This is a genomic window from Promicromonospora sp. NPDC050262, from assembly GCF_040655935.1.
Taxonomy (GTDB): domain Bacteria; phylum Actinomycetota; class Actinomycetes; order Actinomycetales; family Cellulomonadaceae; genus Promicromonospora.
The window spans coordinates 16,576-40,364 of record NZ_JBFAKX010000002.1 but is presented as its reverse complement, the minus strand read 5'-3'; the positions used below and the strand labels follow the sequence as shown (position 1 = coordinate 40,364).

Genomic DNA, 23,789 nt, shown 5'->3' with positions numbered 1-23,789 from the left:
CAGCAGCGTCACAGGGCCTCTCCGGAGGTGGTCGCACCGCCAGGCGTGGCGGCAGGTGGGTCGGTGGGCGCGGGAGCGCGAGCCGACCGTACCCCGGCGGCGAGGTCCTCCGTGACCCCGGCCAGATTCGTGAGACGGACCGCCCACTCGTCGTCCGGCAGCGGGCCGTCCGACAGGAGCGGGCGGACCAGCGCCGAGCCCACGATGACGCCGTCGGCGAAGCGGCCGACCTCGGCGGCCTGCGCCCCCGTGGAGACACCCAGGCCCACGCAGACGTTCGGCGCGCCGGCGGCGCGCGTGTCGGCCACGAGCTGCTCGGCGCGCGAGCCCACCTGGTTCCGCTCCCCCGTGACACCCATGAGCGACGCGGCGTACACGAAGCCGCGGGACTGGCCCACGGTCAGCCGCAGCCGCTCCGGCGTCGAGCTGGGGGCCACGAGGAACACGCGGTCCAGGCCGTGCGCCTCGCTCGCCGCGATCCAGTCGGCGCCCTCGTCCGGGATGAGGTCGGGGGTGATGAGCCCGGCGCCGCCCGCGGCGGCCAGGTCGCGCGCGAACGCGTCCGGGCCGTACTTGAGCACCGGGTTCCAGTAGGTCATGACCAGCACGGGCACGTGCGGCGCGTACTCGGTCAGCTCCCGCACCACGCGGAACACGTCCCGCACCCGCGCGCCCGCGTCGAGCGCGCCCTGTGCGGCCGCCTGGATCACCGGGCCGTCGAGGACGGGGTCGGTGTAAGGGATGCCGAGCTCGATGATGTCGACGCCGTGGTCCACGAGGGTCTTCAGGGCCTCGATCGACCGGTCGACCGTCGGGTAGCCCACCGGCAGGTAGCCCACCAGGGCGGGCCGGTTCTCCTGCTCGCGCAGGCGGGCGATCAGGTCGGCGGTGCCGGAGTGCGTGTCCGGCCCCGTGGCCTGCTGCGTCACCGTGCTCATCCCCGGCCCTCCTGTCGTTCCAGCTCCTCGGCCGCGACGTTGTTGTCCGCGCCGTCCAGCAGCCCGAACCAGCGGGCCGCCGTCGCCACGTCCTTGTCACCGCGACCGGACAGGTTCACCAGCAGCACGAGCGGCTCGCCGTCGGGGCCGGTGCGGCCCTCGGCCGCCGCGGCCTGGCCCACGCGCAGCGCGCCCGCGAGGGCGTGCGCCGACTCGATGGCCGGGATGATGCCCTCGGTGCGGCACAGCAGGCGGAACGCCTCCATGGCCTCGTCGTCGGTCACGGGCTCGTAGGTGGCCCGGCCCAGGTCGTGCAGCCACGCGTGCGCCGGGCCGACGCTCGGGTAGTCCAGACCCGCGGAGACCGAGTGGCTGGGCAGGGTCTGGCCGTCGTCGTCCTGCAGCAGGTACGAGCGCGCGCCGTGCAGCACGCCCAGCGCGCCGCCGCTGAAGCGGGCCGCGTGCCGGCCCGACTCGATGCCCTCGCCGCCGGCCTCGAAGCCGCGCAGCTCCACGTCCTTGTCGTCGAGGAACGCGTTGAAGATGCCGAGCGCGTTGGATCCGCCGCCCACGCACGCCGCGACGACGTCGGGCAGGCGGCCGGTGCGCTCCAGGATCTGCTCGCGCGCCTCCTCGCCGATGATGCGGTGGAACTGGCGCACCATCTCGGGGAACGGGTGCGGGCCCGTGACGGTGCCCAGCAGGTAGTGCGTCGTCTCGACGTTGGCGACCCAGTCGCGCAGCGCCTCGTTGATCGCGTCCTTGAGCGTGCGCGAACCGATCTTCACCGGCACGACCTCGGCGCCGAGCAGGCGCATCCGCGCCACGTTCAGCGCCTGCCGCCGGGTGTCCTCCTCGCCCATGTAGACCACGCACTCGAGGTCCATCAGGGCCGCCGCGGTGGCGGTGGCGACACCGTGCTGGCCCGCCCCCGTCTCGGCGATGAGGCGCTTCTTGCCCATGCGCTTGACGAGCAGGGCCTGGCCCAGCACGTTGTTGATCTTGTGCGAACCGGTGTGGTTGAGGTCCTCGCGCTTCAGGAACACCCGCACCCCACCCGACTCGCCGCTCGCGTGCGCGGCGAACCGCGGCACCTCGGTCAGCGGGCTGGGCCGGCCGGTGTACTCCCGGTGCAGGCGCTGCAGCTCGGCCGCGAACGCGGGGTCGTCGGCCGCCTTGCGGAACTCCGTGTCGAGCTCCTCGAGCGCGGCGATCAGCGCCTCGGGCACGAAGCGCCCGCCGTACTGGCCGAAGTACGGGCCGGAGACGTCGGCAAGCTTCACATCGGTCACCTCGGATCCCTTCAGGCCGGACGGACGGAGCGCAGCGACGGGTGCGAGCCCGCGGCGACGAGGTCGGCCACCGAGGCACGCGGGGCGCCGTCGGTCACGAGCGCCTCGCCCACCAGGACGCCGTCCGCCCCGGCCCGGGCCATCTCCATCACGTCGTGCGGGCCACGGATGCCGGACTCCGCGATCTTGACCACGTCGTCCGGGATGTACTCGGCGAGGCTGCGGAACAGGCCGCGGTCCAGCTCGAGAGTCTTCAGGTTGCGGGCGTTGACGCCCACGACGCGCGCCCCGGCGTCGACCGCCCGGCGCACCTCCTCGAGGTTGTGCGTCTCCACCAGGGCGGTCATGCCCAGGGAGTGCACCCGCTCGACGAGCGACTCGAGCACCGTCTGCTCCAGGGCCGCCACGATGATCAGGACCAGGTCCGCCCCGTGCGCGCGGGCCTCCCAGACCTGGTAGGGCGTCACGACGAAGTCCTTGCGCAGCACCGGGACGTCCACCCGGCCGCGCACCGCGTCCAGGTCCGCCAGCGAGCCGTGGAACCGGCGCTGCTCGGTGAGCACCGAGATCGCCGAGGCCCCGCCGGTCTCGTACTCGACCGCGAGCGCCGCCGGGTCGGCGATCGGGGCCAGCGAGCCCTTGCTGGGGCTCGAGCGCTTCACCTCGGCGATCACCGAGACGGCGTCCGCCTGCTTGAGGCGGCCGAGGCACTCGAGGGCCCCGGGCACCGCGTTGGCGCGCTCCTTGAGCGCGTCGAGAGGCACGCGTGCCTCACGCTCCGCGAGGTCCTCACGTACCCCCGCGACGATGTCCTCCAGGACCGACATGTAATGAGCCTCCCCGTGCCCTCGCTCTGCCCTTGGCATGCGGCCTCGTGCGCCTGATCACGCCCCTACCACTGCCGGGACGTGTGCCCCATGGCCATGGTAGGCGGATCCAGGGTGTGGTCCTGACCACTCCCGGACCGTGAGACGACGGCCCGTCAGATCCCGGACGGGCGCCGTCCGCCTCGTTTCCCTGGAGATCGCCTGATCAGGGCCGGGATCAGATCCAGGGGGTCAGGTACTGCTGCAGCCCCGGCAGGTTGCGTGCCACGAAGAACGTGAGCGCGACCCCGAGCGTGACCCAGCCCGCCGTGCTCGACAGGCCGCGGAACGGGCGGCCGCGGACTGCGGCCACGAGCCAGGCCAGCCAGACGACCACGACCACCGGGGCGGTGACCGTCCACAGCGCGTTGGCCGACCAGGCGCCGGCCAGGTCGAGGTGCGCCAGGTCGTGCGTGGCGCGCAGCCCGCCGCAGAGCGGGCAGGCCAGGCCGGTCAGCTCCAGCAGCGGGCAGAACCCGTAGGAGCCGGGCACGTGCGGGTCGCGGAGCGCCACCAGCAGGGTGGCCGCACCGACGGCCGCACCGGCCAGGAGCGGCGCCCGCAGGGCGGGCGCCGCCGGCCGGACGGCGGCGTCAGGAATTCGGCCCACCCGCCAGGAAGCGGACGACGACCAGCCCGATTACGAACACGAGGATCGCGAGCGAGAGCCAGCCCAGCACGACGCCGGTCAGCGCCATTCCCTCGTTGTTCGCCTCGCCGGCGCGCACGGCGCGGCGGCCCTGGTTGCCGACGATGATGGCGGGGATCCCCGTGAGGATGCCCAGCGCCAGCACGATCGACACGATGCCCAGCACGAGCGACCAGACCCCCAGGCTGTTGCGGGGGTACGCGGCGGACGGCGCGGCCATCTCCAGGGCGGTCATGGTGTGGCTACCGTCCGACCGGCTTCTGGCCCAGGCCGAGGTTGCGGAGCACCAGACCGATGATGAGCGAGGCCCCGATGACGACGAAGCCGAGCACGAACAGGACCAGCCAGGCCGACCACGACTGGGCCACGATGACGCCCCACGAGGAGATCAGCACACCCAGCGTGATCCCGACCATCGTGACCCACGCGGCGACCGTGTGGCCGTGGTTGGTCGGCGGGACGCCCGGCGGGAGGTAGGCGATCTCAGGCTTGTTCTCGGTCATCGCAGGTTTGATGCCTTTCGTGTCGTGCGGTACGCGCCCAGCCTAACCGCTCGCGGCCGGGTCAGCGGCCCGTCGGGTCGTCGCCCCGGGACAGGGCGTCCCAGGCGTCGTGGGGGTCGATCTCGTCGTCGTCGGCGCCGGGCTCCTCGGGCGCGGGTCCGGTGCCGCCGCCGCCCGCGGGCCTGCCCGCGGCGCCGTCGGCGGGGGCCGTTCCCGCGGCCGTGGCGGGGGCGCCGGCGGTGGTCGCCGTGCCGGCGGCCGGGCCCTGACCCGCGCGCTCGTGCCGGCCCGACGTCGCCGTCCAGCCGCGGGCCGCGACGGCGCCCCAGACGGCGACGGCCACGGCGAGCACGCCCGTGGCGACCGCCGCCCAGGGCCACGCGGTCAGCGTGACGGGCGAGGTGAGCTCGGTGACGCCGCTCGTGGCGGACGCGGCGTTGGTCGCGGCGGGCGTCGGGTCGCCGATGACGACGAGCGTGCTGGCCACCACGAGCACGCCGGCCGCGGCGGCGACCACGAGCGCCACGTACCGGGCCACACGGCCGGTCAGCGCGCAGGCGATGCCCGCGGCCAGCAGCACGAGCGCTCCGGCCCCGACGCCCGGTGCGGCCGAGGTGCCGGAGGCGGCGACCGCCACCTCGGGCTCCAGCGCCGTGGCCACCGTGGTGGTGATCCAGGTGGGCGAGCCCGTGCCGAACGTCAGCGCGCCCAGCACGAGGAGGGCGAGGACGGTGCGGGTGCGGGTCACCGGTCGCCCCCCGCCGTGCGCAGCGGCGTCAGGCGCGACGCGAGCTGGATGGCGCGGACCGCAGCCGCGGCCTTGTTGCGCGACTCCTGGTACTCGGACGCGGGCACGGAGTCGGCCACGATGCCGCCGCCCGCCTGGACGCTGGCTCGGCCGTCCGCGATGTACGCGGTGCGGATGGCGATGGCCATGTCCATGTTGCCGCCGAAGTCGAAGTAGCCGCACACCCCGCCGTAGATGCCGCGCGAGGCGGGCTCCAGCTCGTCGATCAGCGCGATCGCCCGGGGCTTGGGCGCCCCGGACAGGGTGCCGGCCGGGAAGGTCGCCCGCAGGGCGTCCAGGGCGCCGAAGCCCGGCCGCAGCCGGCCCACGACGGTGGAGCACATGTGCATGATGTGGCTGAACCGCCGCACCTTCATGAACTCGACCACCTCGACGCTGGTGGGCTCGCAGACCTTGACCATGTCGTTGCGGGACAGGTCGACGAGCATGATGTGCTCGGCCCGCTCCTTGGGGTCGGCCAGGAGCTCCTCGCCCAGCTCGGCGTCCTCCTCCGGGTGCGCGCCGCGCGGGCGGGAGCCGGCGATCGGGTAGGTGGTGACGTGGCCGTCGTCCACCTTGACCAGCGTCTCCGGGCTGGAGCCGACCACGGCGAACTCGGCGCCGTCGGGCTTGGCCAGGTGGAAGTAGTACATGTACGGGCTCGGGTTGATCGTGCGCAGCGCCCGGTACACGTCCAGGGGGTCGGCCGCGCACTCCAGGTCCAGGCGCTGCGAGAGCACCACCTGGAACACCTCGCCGTCGCGGATGGCCTCCTTGCCCGCGAGGACCGCGTTCTCGAACTCCTCGCGCGTGGACCGGAACTCGAGCTGCGGCTCGGGCACGTCCTCGGCCACCACGGACGTGACGCGCGGCCCGCCGGCCGCGAGCTGCGCCTGCATGGCGTCGAGCCGCGCGACGGCGTCCGCGTAGGCCTCGTCGACGCGCTCGTCCGTGGCGTCCGCGTTGATCGCGTTGGCGACCAGCCAGACCGTGCCCTCGCGGTGGTCCACCACCGCGAGGTCGGTGGCGAGGCACAGGGCGAGCTCGGGCGCGCCCGTCTCGTCCGGGGCCGTCGCCGGGAGCGTCGGCTCCCAGTGCCGCACGATGTCCCAGCCCAGCACGCCGGCCAGTCCGCCGGTCAGGGGCGGCAGGTTCTCGACGCCGGGCGTGCGCAGGGCGGTGAGCGCCGCCTCGACCACGTCGACGACGTCGCCGCGCGTCGGGATGCCCACGGGCACGTCGCCGGTCCACACGGCCTGGCCGCCGTCACTGGTCAGGGTCGCGCGCGACGCGACGCCGACGAACGACCAGCGCGCCCACACGCCGTCGGACTCCGCCGACTCCAGGATGAACGTGCCCGGCCGGCCCTGCGCCAGGGTCCGGTAGAGGCCGACGGGCGTGGCGTCGTCGGCCAGCAGGGGGCGGACCACGGGGATCACCCGGCGGTCGGCGGCCATCCCCCGGAACTCGGGCAGGCTCGGCCAGGTGCGGCCCCAGGGCAGGTCGGCCGGTGCGGTCGCCGCGCGGGCCTCGTGGGTGCCGGGCTGGCTGTCGAGCTGGGTCACCGGATCTCCTCGTCGTGCTGGTTGCGGTCGCCGACCACGGCGCCCAGGTCGCCCCCGGCGACGAAGCAGGTGCGCGCGCCCGTGTGGCACGCGGCACCCACCTGGTCCACCTGGACCAGCAGGGCGTCGCCGTCGCAGTCGATGCTCACCGCCTTGACGTACTGGGCGTGGCCGGACGTGTCGCCCTTGCGCCAGTACTCCTCCCGGCTGCGGGACCAGAACGTCACCCGCCCCTGTGTGAGGGTGCGGCGCAGGGCCTCGTCGTCCATCCAGCCGACCATGAGCACCTCGCCCGTGTCGTGCTGCTGGATCACGGCGGCGACCAGGCCGGCGTCGTCGCGCTTGAGGCGGGCGGAGATCGTGGGGTCGAGAACTTCGGGCACCTGAGAATCCTGCCACGTCGTGGGCCGACGGCGGTGTGATGTCCGCCGCCGGCCCGCGATCCGGTCCGAGAGCCGACCGGACCTACCGGGTCTGGGCCACCCAGCTCTCGTACATCTGGGCGTAGACACCGTCCGCCGCGACCAGCTCCGCGTGGGCGCCGACCTCGGCGACGTGGCCCTGGTCCACCACGACCACCAGGTCGGACGCCTCGGCCGTGGACAGCCGGTGCGCGATCGTGATCGTGGAGCGGCCGGCGGTCAGGGAGTCCAGGGCCCGCGCGATCCGCACCTCGGTCGCGGGGTCCACGGCCGACGTCGCCTCGTCGAGCACCAGCAGGTCCGGCTGCGCGAGGTAGGCGCGCGCGATCGCGACGAGCTGCCGCTCCCCCGCGGACAGCGCCTCGCCCCGCTGGCCGACGGCCGTCTCGAGCCCGTCGGGCAGGTCCGCCACCCAGTCGGCCAGGCCGAGCTCGGCGAAGGCGCGCTCCACCGCCACGCGGTGCCCGGCGGCGGGCTCGCCGTCGTCCTCGGCTGAGGCAGCGGTGGGCGCCTCCAGCGGCGCCCGCAGCCCGTAGGCCGCGTTCTGGAGCACCGTGCCGTCGAACAGGAAGCCCTCCTGCGGCACCAGCACCACGCGCTCGCGCAGCGAGGCGAACGTCAGCTCGCGCAGGTCCGTGCCGTCGAGCTCCACGACGCCCGCCGTCGGGTCCATGAGCCGGGTGACGAGCTTGGCGACGGTCGTCTTGCCGGAGCCGGTCTGCCCGACCACGGCCACCTTGGTGCGCGGCGGCAGGTCCAGCGTCACGCCGTGCAGCACCTCGGGGCCGCCCGGGTAGGCGAACCGGACGTCGCGCAGCGTCACGTGCGCCGGCCCGCGCTCCTGGGTCACGGCGCCGGGCTTCTCGGCCACCTGGACCGGCGTCTCGATGACCGCGATGACGCGCCGCCAGCCGGCCACGGCGTTCTGCAGCTCGTTGAGGATCTCCGTGGCCATCTGCACCGGCCCGGTGAAGAGCTGCACCAGGAACAGGAAGGCCACGAGCTGGCCCGCCGTCAGGCCGCCGCCCACGCCGAGGAACGTGCCCACGACCACCACGACGGCGAGCACCAGGTTGGAGATCAGCACGCCCGACGAGAACGTCGCCGCGACCAGCACCTGGGACCGGGCCTGGGCACTGCGGGTCGCCTCGACGGCGCCGCCGATGCGGCGCCCCGTGCGCTCGGACACGCCGTAGGCGCGCACCGTCTCGGCGCCCACCACGGACTCGGAGATGGCGCCGAGCATCGCGCCGACCCGCTCGCGCACCAGGGTGTACGCGCGGTTCACGTACTTCTGTCCGTACCGGATCACGAGGAACATCGGCACGAAGGCGATCCACACCACGGCGGTCAGGATCGGCGAGTAGACCAGCATCAGCCCGGTCGCCACGAGCACCTGCAGCACGTTGACGAGCAGCATGATGCCGCCCCACTGCACGAACAGGGAGACCGTGTCGACGTCGTTGGTCACGCGCGAGACCAGCGCGCCGCGGCGCTCGGTGTTCTGCGTGAGGGTCGACAGGTCGTGCACGTGCCGGAACGCCTTGACGCGCAGCGTCGCCAGCCCGGCCTCGGCCGAGCGGAACAGGCGCACGTTGACGAGCGCGGCGCACAGCGCGGCCAGCGCGAGCGCCCCCGCCGCCAGCGACGCGAGCAGCGCCACCTGGCCGACGTCCGGCCCGCCGTCGGCCAGGATGCCGACGTCGATCGTCTGCTGCACCGCGAGCGGCACCACCACGCGGCCCGCGGCCGCGAGGGACGCGAGGCCGAGCGTGACCCACAGCCCCCGGGTGATCTCGGGGCTGATCTCGATCCCGCGGCGCAGGGTCGCGAACACGCCCAGGCTGCTCGCCGACTCGATGCGGGCGCCGTCGGCGTCGAGCAGGTCCTCGGGCACGTCGGTCACGTCGGGCTCGTCCGTCACCGCGGTCATCGGGCCACCTCCTCCAGCTCGTCGTCCAGCGTCCCGGCGGCCGCCTCGTCCGCCCGTTCCTGCTCACGGCGCTCGGTCTCGGCCTCGTAGGCCGTGGCCAGCGCGCGGTAGCCGGGGTCGCGCGCCATGAGCTCGTCGTGCGTCCCGACGTCGACCACGCGGCCACCCTCGACGTGCACCACGCGGTCCGCGAGCGCCACCGACGACATGCGGTAGGCGACCATGATCACGGTGGTGCCCGGGGCCTCGGCACCGGGCGCGCCGGCGCCGGGCGTGGTGTCGCCGTCGGTCCGGGCGGCCAGGCCGCGCAGGATCTCCTGCTCCACGCGGGGGTCGACGGCGCTGGTCGCGTCGTCGAGCACGAGCAGGCGCGGGGCGCGCACCAGGGCACGCGCGATGGCGAGGCGCTGTCGCTGCCCGCCGGACAGGTTGGCACCGCGCTCGCCCAGCGGGGCGTCGAGGCCGCCGGGCATCTCACCGACGGTCTCGTCGAGACGGGCGAGCCGGAGGGCGTCCCACACCTCGTCGTCCGACGGCGCCCCGGGGGCGCCCGCGTCGGCGAGCGTCACGTTGCCGCGCACGGTGTCCTCGAAGATGAAGGTGGACTGCGTGACGAGCGCGACGTGGGCGGGGATCTCGCCGTCGGCCAGGGTGCGGGCGTCCACGCCGTCGAGCAGCACCTGCCCGCGCGTCGGGTCGGAGAGCCGCGCCAGGAGGCTCACGAGGGTGGTCTTGCCGGCCCCCGTCGTGCCGACGACGGCGACCGTGGCGCCCGGCCGGACGTCGACGTCCACGCCGTCGAGCAGGGTGATCGAGCGGCCGACCGCCCCGCTGATCGCGGGGACGTCGACGCCCACGTCCGTCAGGCGTACCGCCATCCCGGTCGGGCGAGCGGCGCGCGGCAGGCTGGCGTCGCCGTGGGCCAGCGCGCCGGTCGCGCCGGCGACCTGGGCGATGCGCTCGTAGCCGACCAGGGCGCGCGGCAGCTCGCCGAGCACCCAGCCGAACGCCTGCACGGGCACGGTCATCATGGTGAGCAGGTAGGCGGCGGTGACGAGGTCGCCCGGTTCAACGGCGCCCGCGGAGATGCGCCAGGTGCCGACACCGAGCACCAGCAGGGTGCCGATCGACGGCAGGGTCTGGATCACGGGGTCGAAGAGCGAGCGGACGATGCCGACCCGCACGTTCGCGGCGCGCAGCTCCTGCGTGCGGGCGCCGAACCGGCTCTCCTCGCGGTCCTCGGTGCCGAGCGCCTTGACGAGCAGGGCGGCCTCGAAGCTCTCGTGCGCGACGTCGGCCACGTCGCCCCGCAGGCGCTGCGCCCGGGTCACGGCCGGGGACATGTGCCGCTGGTAGACGGCGTTCACGGCCACGGTGACGGGGATGACGGCGAGCGCCGCAAGCGCCAGCCACGGGTCGATCGTCACGAGCATCACCACGGAGACGCCGATCATGACCACGACGCCGAGGGCGAACGGCAGCGGGTTGAAGACGCCGGTGGCGGCCTCGGTGTCCGAGGTGGTGTGGTTCAGGAGCTGGCCGGCGGGGTGCGAGCGGTGCCAGGAGCCGGGCAGCCGCAGGTACTGCCGGGTCAGGGCGGTGCGGTGGTCGGCCTGGATGCGGACGACGCCGTAACCCGCCCAGATGCGGCGGCCGGCGACGGACAGGGCGAGCATGAGCGCGACGGCCGCGAGCACGAGGCCGGCGAGCCAGACCCGGTCACGGGCGGCCTCGTCGCCCGCGATGGCCGGGACGACGACGGAGTCGGTGGCCCAGCCGACCGCGCGGCTCACGCCCACGGTCAGGGCGCCGAAGATTCCGGACGCCCCCACGGCGAGCAGGTAGATGCCGGGGTGCGAGCGCATCCCGCGCCACATCAACGAGATCGAGCGGCGCACACGAGAGCCCGTGAGGGCCATCGGGGTGGGTCGCGGGGCTTCTGGGGGCACGGCAAGACCTCGCTTCCTGGGGGGACCCCGTAATTTTCTCACGGCGCGGGAATCGATTCGACGGATTTACGCCCTCGGCATCGCCGACGCTATGACCTCAACGACGGTTGAGGTCAAGGAAGTCCCGGAGGACGGCTCAGCGGACGTCGAGACCCGCGGCGCGCATCGCGTCCTTGACCTGGCCCACCGTCAGCGCGCCGAAGTGGAAGACCGACGCCGCGAGGACGGCGTCCGCGCCCGCCCGGGCCGCCTCGACGAAGTGCTCCGGCGTGCCCGCGCCGCCCGACGCGACGAGCGGCACGTGCACCCGCTCGCGCACGGCGCGCAGCATCTCCAGGTCGAACCCCGCGGTGGTGCCGTCGGCGTCCATCGAGTTGAGCAGGATCTCGCCCGCGCCCAGCTTCGCGGCGCGCTCGGCCCACTCCACGGCGTCGATCCCCGTGCCGCGCCGCCCTCCGTGCGTGGTCACCTCGTACCCCGACGGCGTCGTGACGTCGCCGGTGACGCGGCGCGCGTCGACGCTCAGGGTCAGCACCTGGGAGCCGAACCGCTGCGCGATCTCGGAGATCAGCTCCGGGCGCGCGATGGCTGCGGTGTTCACGCCCACCTTGTCGGCTCCGGCGCGCAGCAGCCGGTCGACGTCGTCCGTGGAGCGCACGCCGCCGCCCACCGTGAGCGGCACGAACACCTGCTCGGCGGTGCGCCGCACCACGTCGACCATGGTCTCGCGGTCGCCCGACGAGGCCGACACGTCCAGGAACGTCAGCTCGTCGGCGCCCTCGGCGTCGTACCGGCCCGCGAGCTCGACCGGGTCCCCGGCGTCGCGCAGGTCCGCGAAGTTGACGCCCTTGACCACTCGGCCCGCGTCGACGTCCAGGCACGGGATCACTCGGATCGCGACGGACATCAGCCCTCCTTCTTCTTCGGCTCCTCGTCGTCACCCGCGACGGCCTTGTGCGCGTCGAGGATGTCGACCACGTACACCATGGTCTCGCCCGCCAGCTCGCTGGCGGTGTTCGCGTACCCGCTGTCCGGCGGCACGACCAGCATCACCTGCGACCCGACGGTCTGCTCCAGGAGGCCCTGGTCCCAGCCCTCGACGAGGCGGCCGATGCCGATCTCGGCGGACTGGGGCGGGGCGTCCTCGGTCCAGGTCGTGTCGACCACCTTGCCGTCGCTCCAGCGGACGGCGGTGAACTCCACGGTCAGGATCTGGCCGGCCCGCACCTGCGGGCCCGTGCCGCGCAGCAGCGGGTGCACCACCAGGTCGGACGGCGGGTCGACGCCTCGCGGGACGCGCACGGTCGGGGCCCCGAGGTCGTCGAGGCGCACCTGCGGCAGGTCCTTGCCCGGCGGCACGCCCTCCGTACCCGCCGCGCGGGTCGGCAGCACGTCCACCACCAGCAGCACCGGGACGCCGTCCTGCTCCTCCATGAGCGCCAGGCGCGTGCCGACCCTGCGGCCCTCCAGCGCGGCGAAGAGGTGGTTGCCGAGCGACTGCTCGGTCATCGTGTACCCGGCGGGCGCGGTGCGGAAGGTGTTCTGCAGCTCCGTGCCGTCGCGGCCGTCCTGCGCGTAGAGGTTCAGCAGCACCGGGTCGTCGCGCTCCAGCAGGTCGCCCGTACCGGGCCAGATCATCCGCGAGCCGGACTGCACGACCTCGAACGGCTTCTCGTACTCGAGCGTCGGCGGGGTGCCACTCGCGCCCGTGACCTGCAGCGGCTCCTGCGACGCCGACGACGTCGGCGCGGGGCCCACCTCCACCGGGAGCGAGGCCGGCGAGCACGCGGCGGTCACGGTCACCGTCGCCGCCGCCAGCGCACCGACCAGGACGCGTACCCAGGAACTCACCCGCAGAGTCTCCCATGCCGCGGCGGCGGTCCCGGGACGGCGCCGCCCTGGTACCGGCCGACGGGCCGGTACCAGGGCGACGCCGAGAACGTCACATGCTCTCGATGAGCCGCTCGACGCGGTCGTCCACGCTCTTGAACGGGTCCTTGCACAGCACGGTGCGCTGCGCCTGGTCGTTCAGCTTGAGGTGCACCCAGTCGACCGTGTAGTCGCGTCGCGCCTCCTGCGCCGCGCGCACGAAGTCGCCGCGCAGCTTGGCCCGGGTGGTCTGCGGCGGCAGCGCCGTCGACTCGAAGACCTCCAGGTCGGTGGTGACCCGCTCGACCATGCCGCGCGCCGCGAGCAGGTTGTACAGGCCCTCGGTGCGCGAGATGTCGTGGTAGGCCAGGTCGAGACGGGCGATCCGCGGGTCGTCGAGCCCCAGGTCGTGCTTCTCCTGGTAGCGCCGGATCAGCTTGAGCTTGATGACCCAGTCCAGCTCCCGGTCCACGAGCGACAGGTTCTCCGCCTGCAGCGCGCGCAGCCCGCGCTCCCACAGGTCGAGCACCTGCTTGACCACCGGCGTGACCTCGAGGTTGGCCTCCACGAGCTCTCGCGCGCGCTCGTAGTACTCCGACTGGATCTCGATCGCCGTCATGGTCCGGCCGTTGGCCAGCGTCACGGCGTGCTTGCCCGTGCGGTCGTGGCTGATCTCCCGGATGGCCCGGATCGGGTTCTCCAGCGTGAGGTCCCGCATGGGGACGCCGGCCTCGACCAGGCGCAGCACCAGGTCGGTCGTGCCCACCTTGAGCATCGTGGTGGGCTCCGCCATCGACGAGTCGCCCACGATGACGTGCAGCCTGCGGTACAGCTCGGCGTCCGCGTGCGGCTCGTCGCGCGTGTTGATGATCGGGCGGGACCGGGTCGTGGCGCTGGAGACTGCCTCCCAGATGTGGTCGGCGCGCTGCGAGAGGCAGAACACCGCACCCCGAGGGGTCGAGAGCACCTTGCCCGCCCCGACCAGGATCTGCCGGGTGATGAGGAACGGCACGAGCACGTCGGACAGGCGCGAGAAGTCGCCCGACCGCCGCACCAGGTAGTTCTCGTGGCACCCGTAGGAGTTGCCCGCCGAGTCGGTGTTGTTCTTGAACAGGTGGATGCGTCCTGGCAGGTCCTCGTGCTCCAGACGCTGCTGCGCGTCGGCCACGAGGCCCTCCAGGATGCGTTCGCCGCCCCGGTCGTACGAGACGAGCTGGCGCACGTCGTCGCACTCCGCCGTCGCGTACTCCGGGTGGGAGCCGACGTCGAGGTAGAGGCGGGAACCGTTCCTCAGGAACACGTTCGAGGAACGGCCCCACGCCACCACCTTCCGGAACAGGTAGCGGGCGACCTCGTCTGCCGACAGGCCACGCCCGTCGTCGGCCGCGCACGTGACCCCGTACTCGGTCTCGAGACCGAAGATCCTGCGGTCCATGGAATCCCCTCCCTGTTCGCGGAACCTGGTGCTATCGGTCGGCGCCGGGCGTGGTGCCGGAGGCGTCCGGCCCCTCGCCCGGCTTCTCCTCCGTCGGGGAGTCCTCGGTGGGCTCGTCGGCGGGTGTCTCGGGTGGAACCGTGTCCGCCGTGCCCAGGCCCGGCGTCGCCGCCCCGACCGCGACGTCACCCGCGGGCGGGAGGTCGTCGGCGGGGGTCTCGCCCGACGGCGTCGGCGCGCCCTCGGCCAGCAGGTCGGCCAGGACCTGCCGGTTCAGCCTGCGGAACGCCCGGCGCGGGCGGTCCCGTTCCAGGACCGCCACCTCGAGCTGGGCCGCCTCGATCGTGCGCGGCGTCGAGCCCTCGCCCGAACCGAGCGCCGCCACGGCGAGCCGCAGCGCCTCCCCCAGCGAGAGGTCGGCACGCCAGCCCTCCTTGACCCGGCGGCCGAGCTGCTCGGCCTGCCCGCCCATGACGACGAAGCCGTGCTCGTCGGCCACGGTCCCGTCGTAGGTGAGCCGGTAGATCTGGTCGTCCGCGGCCTCGGCGCCCACCTCGGCGACGACGATCTCCACCTCGAGCGGCTTGGACTCGGTGATGAAGACGGTGCCGAGCGTCTGGGCGTACGCGTTCGCCAGGCCGCGCGCCGTCACGTCGGAGCGGTCGTAGGAGTACCCGCGCATGTCGGCGTACCGCACGCCGGCCACCCGCAGGTTCTCGAACTCGTTGTACTTGCCGACGGCCGCGAAGGCGATGCGGTCGTAGATCTCCGAGATCTTGTGCAGCGCCCGCGAGGGGTTCTCCGTGGCGAAGGCGATCCCGCCGTCATAGGCGAGCACCACCACGGACCGGCCGCGGGCGATGCCCTTCCGGGCGAAGTCCGCCCGGTCCTTCATCAGCTGCTCGGGCGAGACGTAGAACGGCATGTTCATGCGATCGACCCCCTCTCGCGGCGCTGTGCCACGATCTGCTCCGCCACGCGGGCGATCTCTGCGTCCTCGATGCGCTGGTACCCGTCCACGGTCACGGTGGCGACCACCGGGAAGATGCCGCGCACGGTGTCCGGCCCGCCGGTCGCCGAGTCGTCGTCCGCCGCGTCGTACAGCGCCTCGACAGCGACCTCGACCGCGGCGTCCGCGTCCATCCCCCGGCGCCACAGCTTCTTGAGCGAGCCGCGCGCGAAGAGCGAGCCGGAGCCCACGCCGTGGTGCTCGTGCTCCTCGTACCGGCCGCCGGTGGCGTCGTAGCTGAAGATCCGGCCCGTGTCCTTGTCCAGGTCGTAGCCCGCGAACAGGGGCACGACCGCCAGCCCCTGCATCGCCATGGCCAGGTTGCCGCGCAGCATCGTGGCCAGGCGGTTCGCCTTGCCCGTGAGCGACAGCAGCGAGCCCTCGATCTTCTCGTAGTGCTCCAGCTCGAGCTGGAACAGGCGGACCAGCTCCAGCCCGATGCCCGCCGAGCCGGCGATGCCGACCGCCGAGTACTCGTCGGCCGGGAACACCTTCTCGATGCTGCGGCTGGCGATCATCGGGCCGGCGGTGGCGCGCCGGTCACCGGCCAGCAGGACGCCGCCGTCGAAGGTCAGCGCCACGATCGTGGTGGCGTGGGGGGACAGGGTCGCCGGGTCGGTCATGCCCGCGGGCAGGGTCCGGTTCCCGGGCAGGCGGTCGGGGGCGTGCTCGGCCAGGAAGTCCACGAAGGACGACGATCCCGGACGCAGGAAAGCGTCCGGGAGTCGTCCTGCGGTGCGGTCTGCGTTCAGGTTCACTGCCCACCCTTCTGGACGAATCCGCGCACGAACGACTCGGCGTTGGTCTCCAGCACCTCGTCGATCTCCTCGAGCAGGGCGTCGACCTCGTCGTCGTCCTTCTGCGCTGCCGCCGCGGCGGGCGCCGGCGTCCCGGCGTCGTCGTCGGGAGTGCGGTCCTCGTGCGACGGGTTGATTCTTTCCTGACCGGCCATGATCGCCTCCTGGTGATTCTCTGACGTAGTGCTGGTCTTGAAGCCTAGGCCCTGAGGCTTGGTGTTGACCCTAGGGACTGACCCTAGGCGGTGACACCGACATGGAGGGTCACCTTCGCCCGGAGAGTCCGGCGAGCAGCGCCGCCGCGTCCGGGCTCGCGTCGAGGAGCGCGCCGATGTGGCGCCGCGTCCCCCGGGTCGGGTCGAGCATCGGCACGCGCTGCAGCGCCTGGGCGCCGTCGACGTCGAAGATCACCGAGTCCCAGCTCGCGGCGGAGATCTGGCTGCCGTAGCGCGCCATCACCTCGCCCCGGAAGTAGGCCCGGGTGTCCGTCGGCGGGTGCTGGACCGCCCGCGCGACGCTCTCCTCGTCGACGATCCGGTCCACCGCGCCCTTGGCGAGCAGCCGGTGGTAGATGCCGCGCTCGGGGCGCACGTCCGACCACTGCAGGTCCATCGCGTGCAACCGCGGGTGGTCCCAGTCAAGGTTGTCGCGCGAGCGCAGGCGCTCCAGCAGGCGCAGCTTCGCGACCCACTCCACCTCGCGCGCGCACCCGGCCAGGTCGGTGCCCAGCCGGTCGACCAGGGACGCCCAGCGGTCCAGCACGGCGTCCGACTCGGGGTCGGTGCCCAGCACCTTGAGCGAGCGCCGCACGACGTCGACCACCTCGCCCTGGATCTGGAGCGCCGTCATGGTGCGGCCGTCCGCGAGCTCGAGCGCGGCGGTCAGGTCGAGGTCCCGCGAGACCTTCTGCACGTCGCTCACGGGCGCCGCCAGCCGCAGGGCACCCAGCTCGCCGCGCGCGTCCACCCCGGCGTCGGCCAGCTCGTCCAGGTGCTCCAGCACCCACAGGACCAGCGACGTCGTGCCGGTCTTGAGGTAGGTGGGCACCTCCATCAGGTTGGCGTCCCCGAGGATCAGGTGCAGGCGGCGCCACCGTTGCCGGTCGGCGTGCGGCTCGTCGCGGGTGTTGACGATCGGCCGGCGCAGCGTCGTCTCCAGGCCGATCTCGGCCTCGATGTAGTCGGCGCGCTGCGAGATCTGGAACCCGGCCGTGCCGCTCGTCGCACCCAGGCCCACCCGGCCGGAGCCGGTGAACACCTGGCGCGTGACGAGGAACGACGTGATGAGCTCGGCCAGCGTGGTGAACGGCAGCGCGCGGTCCACGAGGTAGTTCTCGTGGGTGCCGTAGCTGGCGCCCTTGCCGTCCACGTTGTTCTTGTAGAGCACCACCTCGCTGCCGGGGAAGCCGGCGAGCTCCCGCAGGGCGGCGAGCATGACCCGTTCGCCGGCGACGTCCCAGCGCACGATGTCCTCGGGCGTCATGACCTCGGGCGAGGAGTACTCGGGGTGGGCGTGGTCGACGTACAGCCGCGCGCCGTTGGTGAGGATCACGTTGGCGGCACTCGGGTCGTCGTACTCGTCGGCGGCCGGCCGCTCGACCTCCTGGGTCGAACCGGGCCGGCGCCGGCCACGGCCCGGCAGGCCGGGCTCCACGACGGGCACCTGGCCCGTGACGGGTCCGGACGGCGCGGGCCGCGCGGGGTCGTCGGTCAGCATCGACGGCTGCGCGGAGGCGCGGTCGAGGTGGAACCCGCGCGCGTCCTGCAGCGGGTCCTCGTCGTCGTAGTCCCACCGGGCCTTGCCACCCGACCCCTCGGCGCGGGTGGAGATGGCCCGGTAGGTGGTCACCACCTGGCTCGACAGCAGCATGGGGTTGGCCAGGGGCCGGCCAGGCTGCAGCACTCCGTACTCGGTCTCGATGCCCATCACACGACGCACGCTCACGTCCACCACCCTATGCCGGAGTAGTCCCGTTGGTCGGGCAGGTCCGCGCCCGGTCGACGGACGCGGACCTGCCCGGTTGTGGTCAGAGGTACTGGCCGGTGTTCTGGACGGTGTCGATGGTGCGGGGCGTGGCGCCCTCGCCCTTCTTCTGGACGATGGTGCGGATGAAGACGATGCGCTCGCCCTTCTTGCCGCTGATGCGCGCCCAGTCGTCGGGGTTGGTCGTGTTCGGGAGGTCCTCGTTCTCCTTGAACTCGTCGACGCACGCGGTCAGCAGGTGCTCCACGCGGATGCCCTTCTGGCCGGAGGCCAGGAAGTCCTTGATCGCGTTCTTCTTGGCCCGGTCCACCACGTTCTGGATCATGGCGCCCGAGTTGAAGTCCTTGAAGAAGAGGGTCTCCTTGTCCCCGGAGGCGTAGGTGACCTCGAGGAACTGGTTCTCCTCGTCCTCGGAGTACATGCGCTCCACCACCGAGGTGATCATGCCGTCCAGCGCCTCGGAGACGTTGCCGCCGTACTCCGCCAGGTCGTCCGCGTGGATCGGCAGCTCCTTGGTGAGGTACTTGCCGAAGACCTCCTTGGCGCCCTCGGCGTCGGGCCGCTCGATCTTGATCTTCACGTCGAGGCGCCCCGGGCGCAGGATGGCCGGGTCGATCATGTCCTCGCGGTTGGAGGCGCCGATGACGATGACGTTGTCGAGCCGTTCCACGCCGTCGATCTCGGCGAGGAGCTGCGGCACGATGGTGGTCTCCACGTCGGAGGAGAGGCCGGTGCCGCGGGTGCGGAACAGCGACTCCATCTCGTCGAAGAAGACGACGACCGGCATGCCCTGGCTGGCCTTCTCCCGCGCCCGGGCGAAGATCAGCCGGATGTGCCGCTCGGTCTCACCGACGTACTTGTTGAGCAGCTCCGGGCCCTTGACGTTCAGGAAGAAGCTCTTCACCTCGGGGTTGCCCCCGTTGGCACGCGCCACCATCCCGGCCAGGGAATGGGCGACGGCCTTGGCGATGAGCGTCTTGCCGCAGCCGGGCGGGCCGTACAGGAGCACGCCCTTGGGCGGGCGCAGCCCGTGCTCCCGGAACAGGTCGGGGTGCGCGAAGGGCAGCTCCACCGCGTCCCGGATGGCCTCGATCTGCGGGCCGAGGCCGCCGATGTCCTCGTACTCGATGTCCGGGACCTCTTCGAGGACCAGCTCCTCGACCTCGGACTTGGGCACGATCTCGAACACGAAGCCGCTGCGCGTGTCGACCGTGAGCGAGTCACCGACCCGGAGCGGGGCGTCCATCACCGAGCCGGCGAGGCGCACCACGCGCTCCTCGTCGGCACGGCCCACCACGAGCACGCGGTCGCCGCCCAGCATCTCCTTGACGGTCACCAGCTCGCCGGTGCGCTCGTAGTCGCCCGCACCGACCACGGTCATGGCCTCGTTGAGCTTGACCTCCTGGCCGGGACTCAGCCGGGTCACGTCCAGGCTGGGGCTCGCGGAGACATGCATCTTGCGACCGGCGGACGAGATGTCCACCGAGCCGTCGGCATGGGCCCCCAGGAACACGGCGTAGGTGCCCGGTGGCTTGGCCAGGTCGTCGAGCTGTTTCTTCAGCTCGACTATCTGATCACGCGCCGCACGGAGTGCTTCCGCGAGACGCTCGTTCTTTGCTGAGAGGAGGGCGATCTGGCGCTCGTAGTCGCGGCTTGGCAAAGGCTCGTGCTCGGGATGGTTGTATCCTGACGTGTTCTCGGTCATGACATCCCCTCTCGTAGTGCCCGAGAGGCGACCATATGACGCAATCGCCTCCGAGAACAGCACTCTAAGCACAGTCACTGACACACCGGGAGTGAGAACACCCGTTTGAGACGTCCGGGGTACCCGATCGTTACAGCCCGTTCACGCGGACGGGGTGTTTCCCGCCTCGGGCGCAACCCCGAGGTCACGTCGCACCTTTCGAATCTTCTTGTCCGATATGGCGCGCTCCCCCAGCTCCTCCGGCGACCACTCCGCCTCGGCCGTCACGGGGTACGCACCCTTGGCAGGACGCCGTTTCCGCTCGGGCGGGACCACTCCGTCGGCCAGTCGGCGGGTCGTGATGAGGAAGCCCGTGTGCCCGATCATCCGGTGCTCGGGACGGACCGCCAGCCCCTCCAGGTGCCACCCCCGGACCATCGTCTCGAAGGCGGCCGGCTCGGCGAACCGGCCGTCCGCGCGAAGATCTTCTGCTGTGCGCGAAAGTTGGGTCGTGGTGGCCACATAGCAGACGAGCACGCCGCCGGGCGCGAGCGCGGACGCGACGGCGTCGACGTTCTCCCACGGCGCGAGCATGTCCAGGACCACGCGGTCCACGGTGCCGGGCTCGGCCACCTCGGGCAGCACGTCGGCGAGGTCGCCCACGGACAGGTCCCACGCGGGGTGCGGCCCGCCGAAGAACGTCTCGACGTTGCCCTGCGCGATCGCGGCGAAGTCCTCGCGCCGCTCGATCGAGTGCACGTGCCCGGCGTCGCCGACGGCGCGCAGCAGGGACATGGTCAGCGCCCCCGAGCCCACGCCGGCCTCGACCACCCGAGCGCCCGGGTAGATGTCGGCCATGGCGATGATCTGCCCGGCGTCCTTCGGGTAGACGACGGCGGCGCCGCGCGGCATCGACAGCACGTAGTCGGCCAGCAGCGGGCGCAGCGCGAGGTACTCGATCTCGGCCGTGTTCACGACCACCGAGCCCTCCGGCTGCCCGATGATCTGCTCGTGCTTGAAGTAGCCCTTGTGCGTGTGGAAGGTGCCGCCCGGCTGCAGGGTGATGGTGTGCAGGCGGCCCTTGGGGTCGGTCAGCTGGACCTTGTCGCCCACTCGGAACGGGCCGCGGCGCAGCTCGGCGCCGGTGGCGGTAGGGGCATCGGTGGGTGTGGTCACGACCGACCAGTCTAGGTGCCGCGCACCGCCCGGGCGACGTCGGCGAGATCGAGCACGCCGGTGACCCGGTCCCCCTCGACCACCGGGACCAGCCGGGCACCACCGGACCGCGTGGCCAGGTGGTTGAGCAGGTCCGTGCCCGACGTCGCCGGGTGGACGGCGCTGCCCGGCACGAACGGGACCGCCACGGCGTCCAGCGGGGTCAGGTGGTGCGCGGAGGCCGGCACCGCGGCGACGGCGTCGTCGTCGAGCACGGCGACCGGGGCACCGCCCTGCCCCACCACGACCAGGCGGTACGACGCCGCCTCCGGGACGCCCGCGGCGACCGCCGCCGTCCGGGCGGACAGCGCCTCGGCGACCGTGGAGCCCAGCGAGACCGAGAGCGCCGGGACCGCGAGCCGGCTCGCGGACAGTGCGGCGATCGCCTCACGGCGACGGCCGTTGGTGATCGCCGCCCCCGCGCCCGCCCAGAGGAACGCGCCGATCAGCGCCGACCACAGCACGGTGGTGAGGTTGGGTGTGGTGCCCTGCGCGAACGGCACCACCAGGGCCCACAGCAGCACGCCGACGGCGACGACGCGCCCCACCCAGCCGGCCGCGATGGTGCCCGTCGAACGCTTGCCGGTGACGGCCCAGACCAGCGACTCGAGGATCTGGCCGCCGTCCAGCGGCAGGCCGGGGAGCAGGTTGAACGCGCCGACGAAGGCGTTGGAGATCGCGCCCGCGTACAGCAGGAGCGTGGGCACGTCCTGCACCGGCGCGGCGGTGTACGCGAGCCAGAAGCCGGCGGCGAGGACCAGGTTGGTGAGCGGCCCGACGACGGCCACGAGGAAGCCGTCGAGCGGCTTGCCGAGCCCACCCGTGTAGGCGGTGTGGCCGCCCCAGATCGTGACGGCGAGTTCGGTCACCTGCTGCCCGCGCGCCCTGGCCACGAGGGCGTGTGCGGTCTCGTGCAGGAACACCGAGCCGAACAGCAGCAGCACGAACACGAACGCGACGAGGTAGGCGCCCGCCCCGAGGTGCGGCGCGATCACCTGCACGTTCGGCACGAACAGGATGGTCAGGACGAGGGCCGCGAGGAACCACGACCGCGTGATGATCACGGGCGCGCCGGCGACGCGGCCGACCACGATCCCCTTCGAGCGTTCCGGGGCGGGTGGGGGCGTGGAGGCGGGCTCCGAGGTGGTCACCGGACAAACCTAACCGGCCGCCGGGCATGCGGGTGACGGCACGCTGTGGACAACTACCGGGGGATGTCAGTGCCCGCCCCTAGGGTTGGGGCATGACGACGACGGAGCTGACCGAAGGGCTGGGGCAGGGCGTGGCGACGGAGGCGGCCGACGCCGCGCCGGCCGTGCGCGCGCCCTCACGACCGCCGGCCCTGTCCCCGTCGCGCGCCAACGACTTCATGCAGTGCCCGCTGCTGTTCCGGTTCCGCACGGTGGACCGGCTCCCCGAACCGCCGTCGGCCGCCGCGGCGCGCGGCACGCTGGTGCACGCGGTGCTGGAGCGGCTCTACGACGCCCCGCTGGGCGAGCGGACGCTGGCCGCGGCGCACGACCTGCTGCCCGGCGAGTGGGACCGGCTGCTGGAGGCGGACGAGCGGTACACCTCGCTGTTCACCGACGGGATCGGCCCGGACGGACAGGACCGCGCGGGCTGGCTCGCCGGGGCGGGCTCGCTGCTGGGCACGTACTTCACGCTGGAGAACCCGAACCGGCTGGAGCCGGCCGAGCGGGAGCTCCTGGTGGAGTCGCAGCTCGACGGCGGGCCGCTGCTGCGCGGCATCGTGGACCGGCTGGACGTGGCGCCCGACGGCGCGCTGCGGGTGGTCGACTACAAGACGGGGAAGTCGCCGCGGCCCGGCTACGAGACGTCGGCCGTCTTCCAGATGCGCTTCTACGGCCTGGTGCTGTGGCGCGAGCGCGGGGTGCTGCCCAAGATGCTGCAGCTCGTGTACCTGGGTGACGGCCAGGTCCTGCGCGGCGAGCCGACGACCGAGCACCTGGAGCACACGGAGCAGAAGATCCGCGCGATCTGGTCCGGCATCGAGGAGTCCGCGCGGACCGGCGAGTGGAAGCCCCGCCGGTCCAAGCTGTGCGGCTGGTGCGCCCACCAGGCGATGTGCCCCGAGTTCGGGGGCACGCCGCCTCAGGTCCCGGAGGGCGCGGTCGCGCTGCGGCTGGGCATCACGGGCTGACCCGCCGCCCGTCGGCTCAGCCGGCCAGGTCCCCGGCGCCGAGCAGGTCGACGACCTCGCCGGACGCGATCCGGCCGAGCAGGTCGAGGTCGACCTGCTTGAGCGACGCGGCCCGGCTGAGGCCGGGACGCGGCGGCACCGGCACCTCGGCCGGCACGCCGAGGGTGCGGGCGCCCGACGCGAGCGCGGACGTGATGCCGGGGCCCGAGTCCTCGATCGCCACGCAGTCCTCGGCCCGCACGCCGAACAGGCCGGCAGCCACCAGGTACGGCTCCGGGTGCGGCTTGCCGTGCGTCACCTCGTCGCCCGTGACCAGGTGGGTGAAGGTGCCCGCGGGAGCGCCGTCGGCCACGACCTGGGCCTGGCTGCGGTAGGACATGGTGACGATGGCGCACGGCACGTCGGCGGCGCGCAGGTCCTCCAGCAGCTCCAGGACGCCCGCGCGCCACGGCACGGCCTCGCGGAGCTGCTCGTTGACCCGGGCCACGAGCCAGGTCACGATCTCGGCCGGCTCCAGCGGGACGCCGGCGTCGTGCAGCATGCCGCCCGTCGTGAGCAGCGCCTGCCCGACGGCGCCGAGCGCGTCCTCGTGCGTCCACGTGGCCCCGTGCGCGACGACGATCTCGTGCTCGGCGCGCATCCAGTAGGCCTCGGAGTCGACGAGGGTGCCGTCCATGTCGAACAGGACGGCGGCGGGCAGGGCTGACGATTCGCGGGGCACCGACACATGCT

At 73.0% G+C, this 23,789-nt stretch carries 23 protein-coding genes; 1 reads left to right on the top strand and 22 read right to left on the bottom strand.

Features of this window, described 5'->3' with window-relative positions; all coding sequences use genetic code 11:
* Positions 1–8: 8 nt before the first annotated feature.
* From trpA to AB0I29_RS03555, 21 genes are all read right to left on the bottom strand, one after another.
* Entirely contained in the window at positions 9–938 is a 930-nt protein-coding gene (gene trpA / locus AB0I29_RS03655) for a tryptophan synthase subunit alpha (RefSeq protein WP_285102348.1), read from the bottom strand.
* A complete protein-coding gene (gene trpB, locus AB0I29_RS03650; protein ID WP_357478206.1) occupies positions 935–2,230 on the bottom strand; it encodes a tryptophan synthase subunit beta in 1,296 nt (431 codons plus the stop codon). The genes trpA and trpB overlap by 4 nt, the downstream gene beginning before the upstream one ends.
* A gap of 11 nt (positions 2,231–2,241) precedes the next feature.
* Positions 2,242–3,057: an indole-3-glycerol phosphate synthase TrpC gene (gene trpC, locus AB0I29_RS03645; protein ID WP_285102350.1), complete on the bottom strand. Its 816-nt coding sequence runs from the start codon at positions 3,055–3,057 to the stop codon at positions 2,242–2,244.
* A 217-nt stretch (positions 3,058–3,274) separates the two neighbouring features.
* Positions 3,275–3,706, bottom strand: coding sequence for a DUF2752 domain-containing protein (locus AB0I29_RS03640; RefSeq protein WP_357478203.1), 432 nt, complete (start codon positions 3,704–3,706; stop codon positions 3,275–3,277).
* Positions 3,690–3,980 (bottom strand): DUF4190 domain-containing protein, encoded by a 291-nt coding sequence (locus AB0I29_RS03635; protein WP_285102352.1) that lies wholly within the window; start codon positions 3,978–3,980, stop codon positions 3,690–3,692. Before AB0I29_RS03635 ends, AB0I29_RS03640 begins: the two co-directional genes overlap by 17 nt.
* 7 nt (positions 3,981–3,987) lie before the next feature.
* The gene (locus tag AB0I29_RS03630; protein ID WP_285102353.1) at positions 3,988–4,248 is read right to left on the bottom strand and encodes an HGxxPAAW family protein; all 261 of its coding nucleotides are present in this window, start codon (positions 4,246–4,248) and stop codon (positions 3,988–3,990) included.
* A 61-nt stretch (positions 4,249–4,309) separates the two neighbouring features.
* On the bottom strand, positions 4,310–4,996 hold the full coding sequence (locus tag AB0I29_RS03625) for a Trp biosynthesis-associated membrane protein (protein ID WP_357478198.1): 687 nt from the start codon (positions 4,994–4,996) through the stop codon (positions 4,310–4,312).
* A complete protein-coding gene (locus tag AB0I29_RS03620) occupies positions 4,993–6,600 on the bottom strand; it encodes an anthranilate synthase component I (RefSeq protein WP_285102355.1) in 1,608 nt (535 codons plus the stop codon). Before AB0I29_RS03620 ends, AB0I29_RS03625 begins: the two co-directional genes overlap by 4 nt.
* Positions 6,597–6,983 (bottom strand): phosphoribosyl-AMP cyclohydrolase, encoded by a 387-nt coding sequence (gene hisI, locus AB0I29_RS03615; RefSeq protein ID WP_357478195.1) that lies wholly within the window; start codon positions 6,981–6,983, stop codon positions 6,597–6,599. Before hisI ends, AB0I29_RS03620 begins: the two co-directional genes overlap by 4 nt.
* 82 nt (positions 6,984–7,065) lie before the next feature.
* The gene (locus AB0I29_RS03610; RefSeq protein WP_357478192.1) at positions 7,066–8,955 is read right to left on the bottom strand and encodes an ABC transporter ATP-binding protein; all 1,890 of its coding nucleotides are present in this window, start codon (positions 8,953–8,955) and stop codon (positions 7,066–7,068) included.
* On the bottom strand, positions 8,952–10,832 hold the full coding sequence (locus tag AB0I29_RS03605) for an ABC transporter ATP-binding protein (RefSeq protein WP_357478961.1): 1,881 nt from the start codon (positions 10,830–10,832) through the stop codon (positions 8,952–8,954). The genes AB0I29_RS03610 and AB0I29_RS03605 overlap by 4 nt, the downstream gene beginning before the upstream one ends.
* A gap of 208 nt (positions 10,833–11,040) precedes the next feature.
* The gene (gene hisF, locus AB0I29_RS03600) at positions 11,041–11,811 is read right to left on the bottom strand and encodes an imidazole glycerol phosphate synthase subunit HisF (protein ID WP_357478189.1); all 771 of its coding nucleotides are present in this window, start codon (positions 11,809–11,811) and stop codon (positions 11,041–11,043) included.
* Entirely contained in the window at positions 11,811–12,755 is a 945-nt protein-coding gene (locus AB0I29_RS03595; protein ID WP_357478185.1) for an FKBP-type peptidyl-prolyl cis-trans isomerase, read from the bottom strand. The genes hisF and AB0I29_RS03595 overlap by 1 nt, the downstream gene beginning before the upstream one ends.
* 91 nt (positions 12,756–12,846) lie before the next feature.
* Complete coding sequence (gene pafA, locus AB0I29_RS03590) at positions 12,847–14,208, bottom strand: Pup--protein ligase (RefSeq protein WP_285102360.1); 1,362 nt, start codon at positions 14,206–14,208, stop codon at positions 12,847–12,849.
* Positions 14,209–14,239: 31 nt separating this feature from the next.
* Positions 14,240–15,139 carry a proteasome subunit alpha gene (gene prcA, locus AB0I29_RS03585; protein WP_285102362.1) on the bottom strand — a complete coding sequence of 300 codons (900 nt, stop codon included), beginning with the start codon at positions 15,137–15,139 and terminating at the stop codon, positions 14,240–14,242.
* A complete protein-coding gene (prcB, locus tag AB0I29_RS03580) occupies positions 15,136–15,969 on the bottom strand; it encodes a proteasome subunit beta (RefSeq protein WP_357478958.1) in 834 nt (277 codons plus the stop codon). The genes prcA and prcB overlap by 4 nt, the downstream gene beginning before the upstream one ends.
* 2 nt (positions 15,970–15,971) lie before the next feature.
* On the bottom strand, positions 15,972–16,169 hold the full coding sequence (locus AB0I29_RS03575; RefSeq protein ID WP_285102365.1) for a ubiquitin-like protein Pup: 198 nt from the start codon (positions 16,167–16,169) through the stop codon (positions 15,972–15,974).
* 109 nt (positions 16,170–16,278) lie between these two features.
* Positions 16,279–17,940, bottom strand: coding sequence for a depupylase/deamidase Dop (gene dop / locus AB0I29_RS03570; protein ID WP_285102486.1), 1,662 nt, complete (start codon positions 17,938–17,940; stop codon positions 16,279–16,281).
* 100 nt (positions 17,941–18,040) lie between these two features.
* Positions 18,041–19,702, bottom strand: coding sequence for a proteasome ATPase (gene arc, locus AB0I29_RS03565; protein ID WP_285102366.1), 1,662 nt, complete (start codon positions 19,700–19,702; stop codon positions 18,041–18,043).
* A gap of 141 nt (positions 19,703–19,843) precedes the next feature.
* Positions 19,844–20,857 (bottom strand): tRNA (adenine-N1)-methyltransferase, encoded by a 1,014-nt coding sequence (locus AB0I29_RS03560; RefSeq protein ID WP_285102367.1) that lies wholly within the window; start codon positions 20,855–20,857, stop codon positions 19,844–19,846.
* 11 nt (positions 20,858–20,868) lie between these two features.
* A complete protein-coding gene (locus AB0I29_RS03555) occupies positions 20,869–22,047 on the bottom strand; it encodes a site-2 protease family protein (RefSeq protein ID WP_285102368.1) in 1,179 nt (392 codons plus the stop codon).
* Between the two features lie 92 nt (positions 22,048–22,139).
* Between AB0I29_RS03555 and AB0I29_RS03550 the strand changes: the two genes are divergently transcribed.
* The gene (locus AB0I29_RS03550) at positions 22,140–23,057 is read left to right on the top strand and encodes a RecB family exonuclease (RefSeq protein ID WP_357478178.1); all 918 of its coding nucleotides are present in this window, start codon (positions 22,140–22,142) and stop codon (positions 23,055–23,057) included.
* Positions 23,058–23,073: 16 nt separating this feature from the next.
* On the opposite strand, the gene AB0I29_RS03545 is transcribed toward AB0I29_RS03550, so the two are convergent.
* On the bottom strand, positions 23,074–23,778 hold the full coding sequence (locus AB0I29_RS03545) for an HAD family phosphatase (RefSeq protein ID WP_357478175.1): 705 nt from the start codon (positions 23,776–23,778) through the stop codon (positions 23,074–23,076).
* Positions 23,779–23,789: the final 11 nt, after the last annotated feature.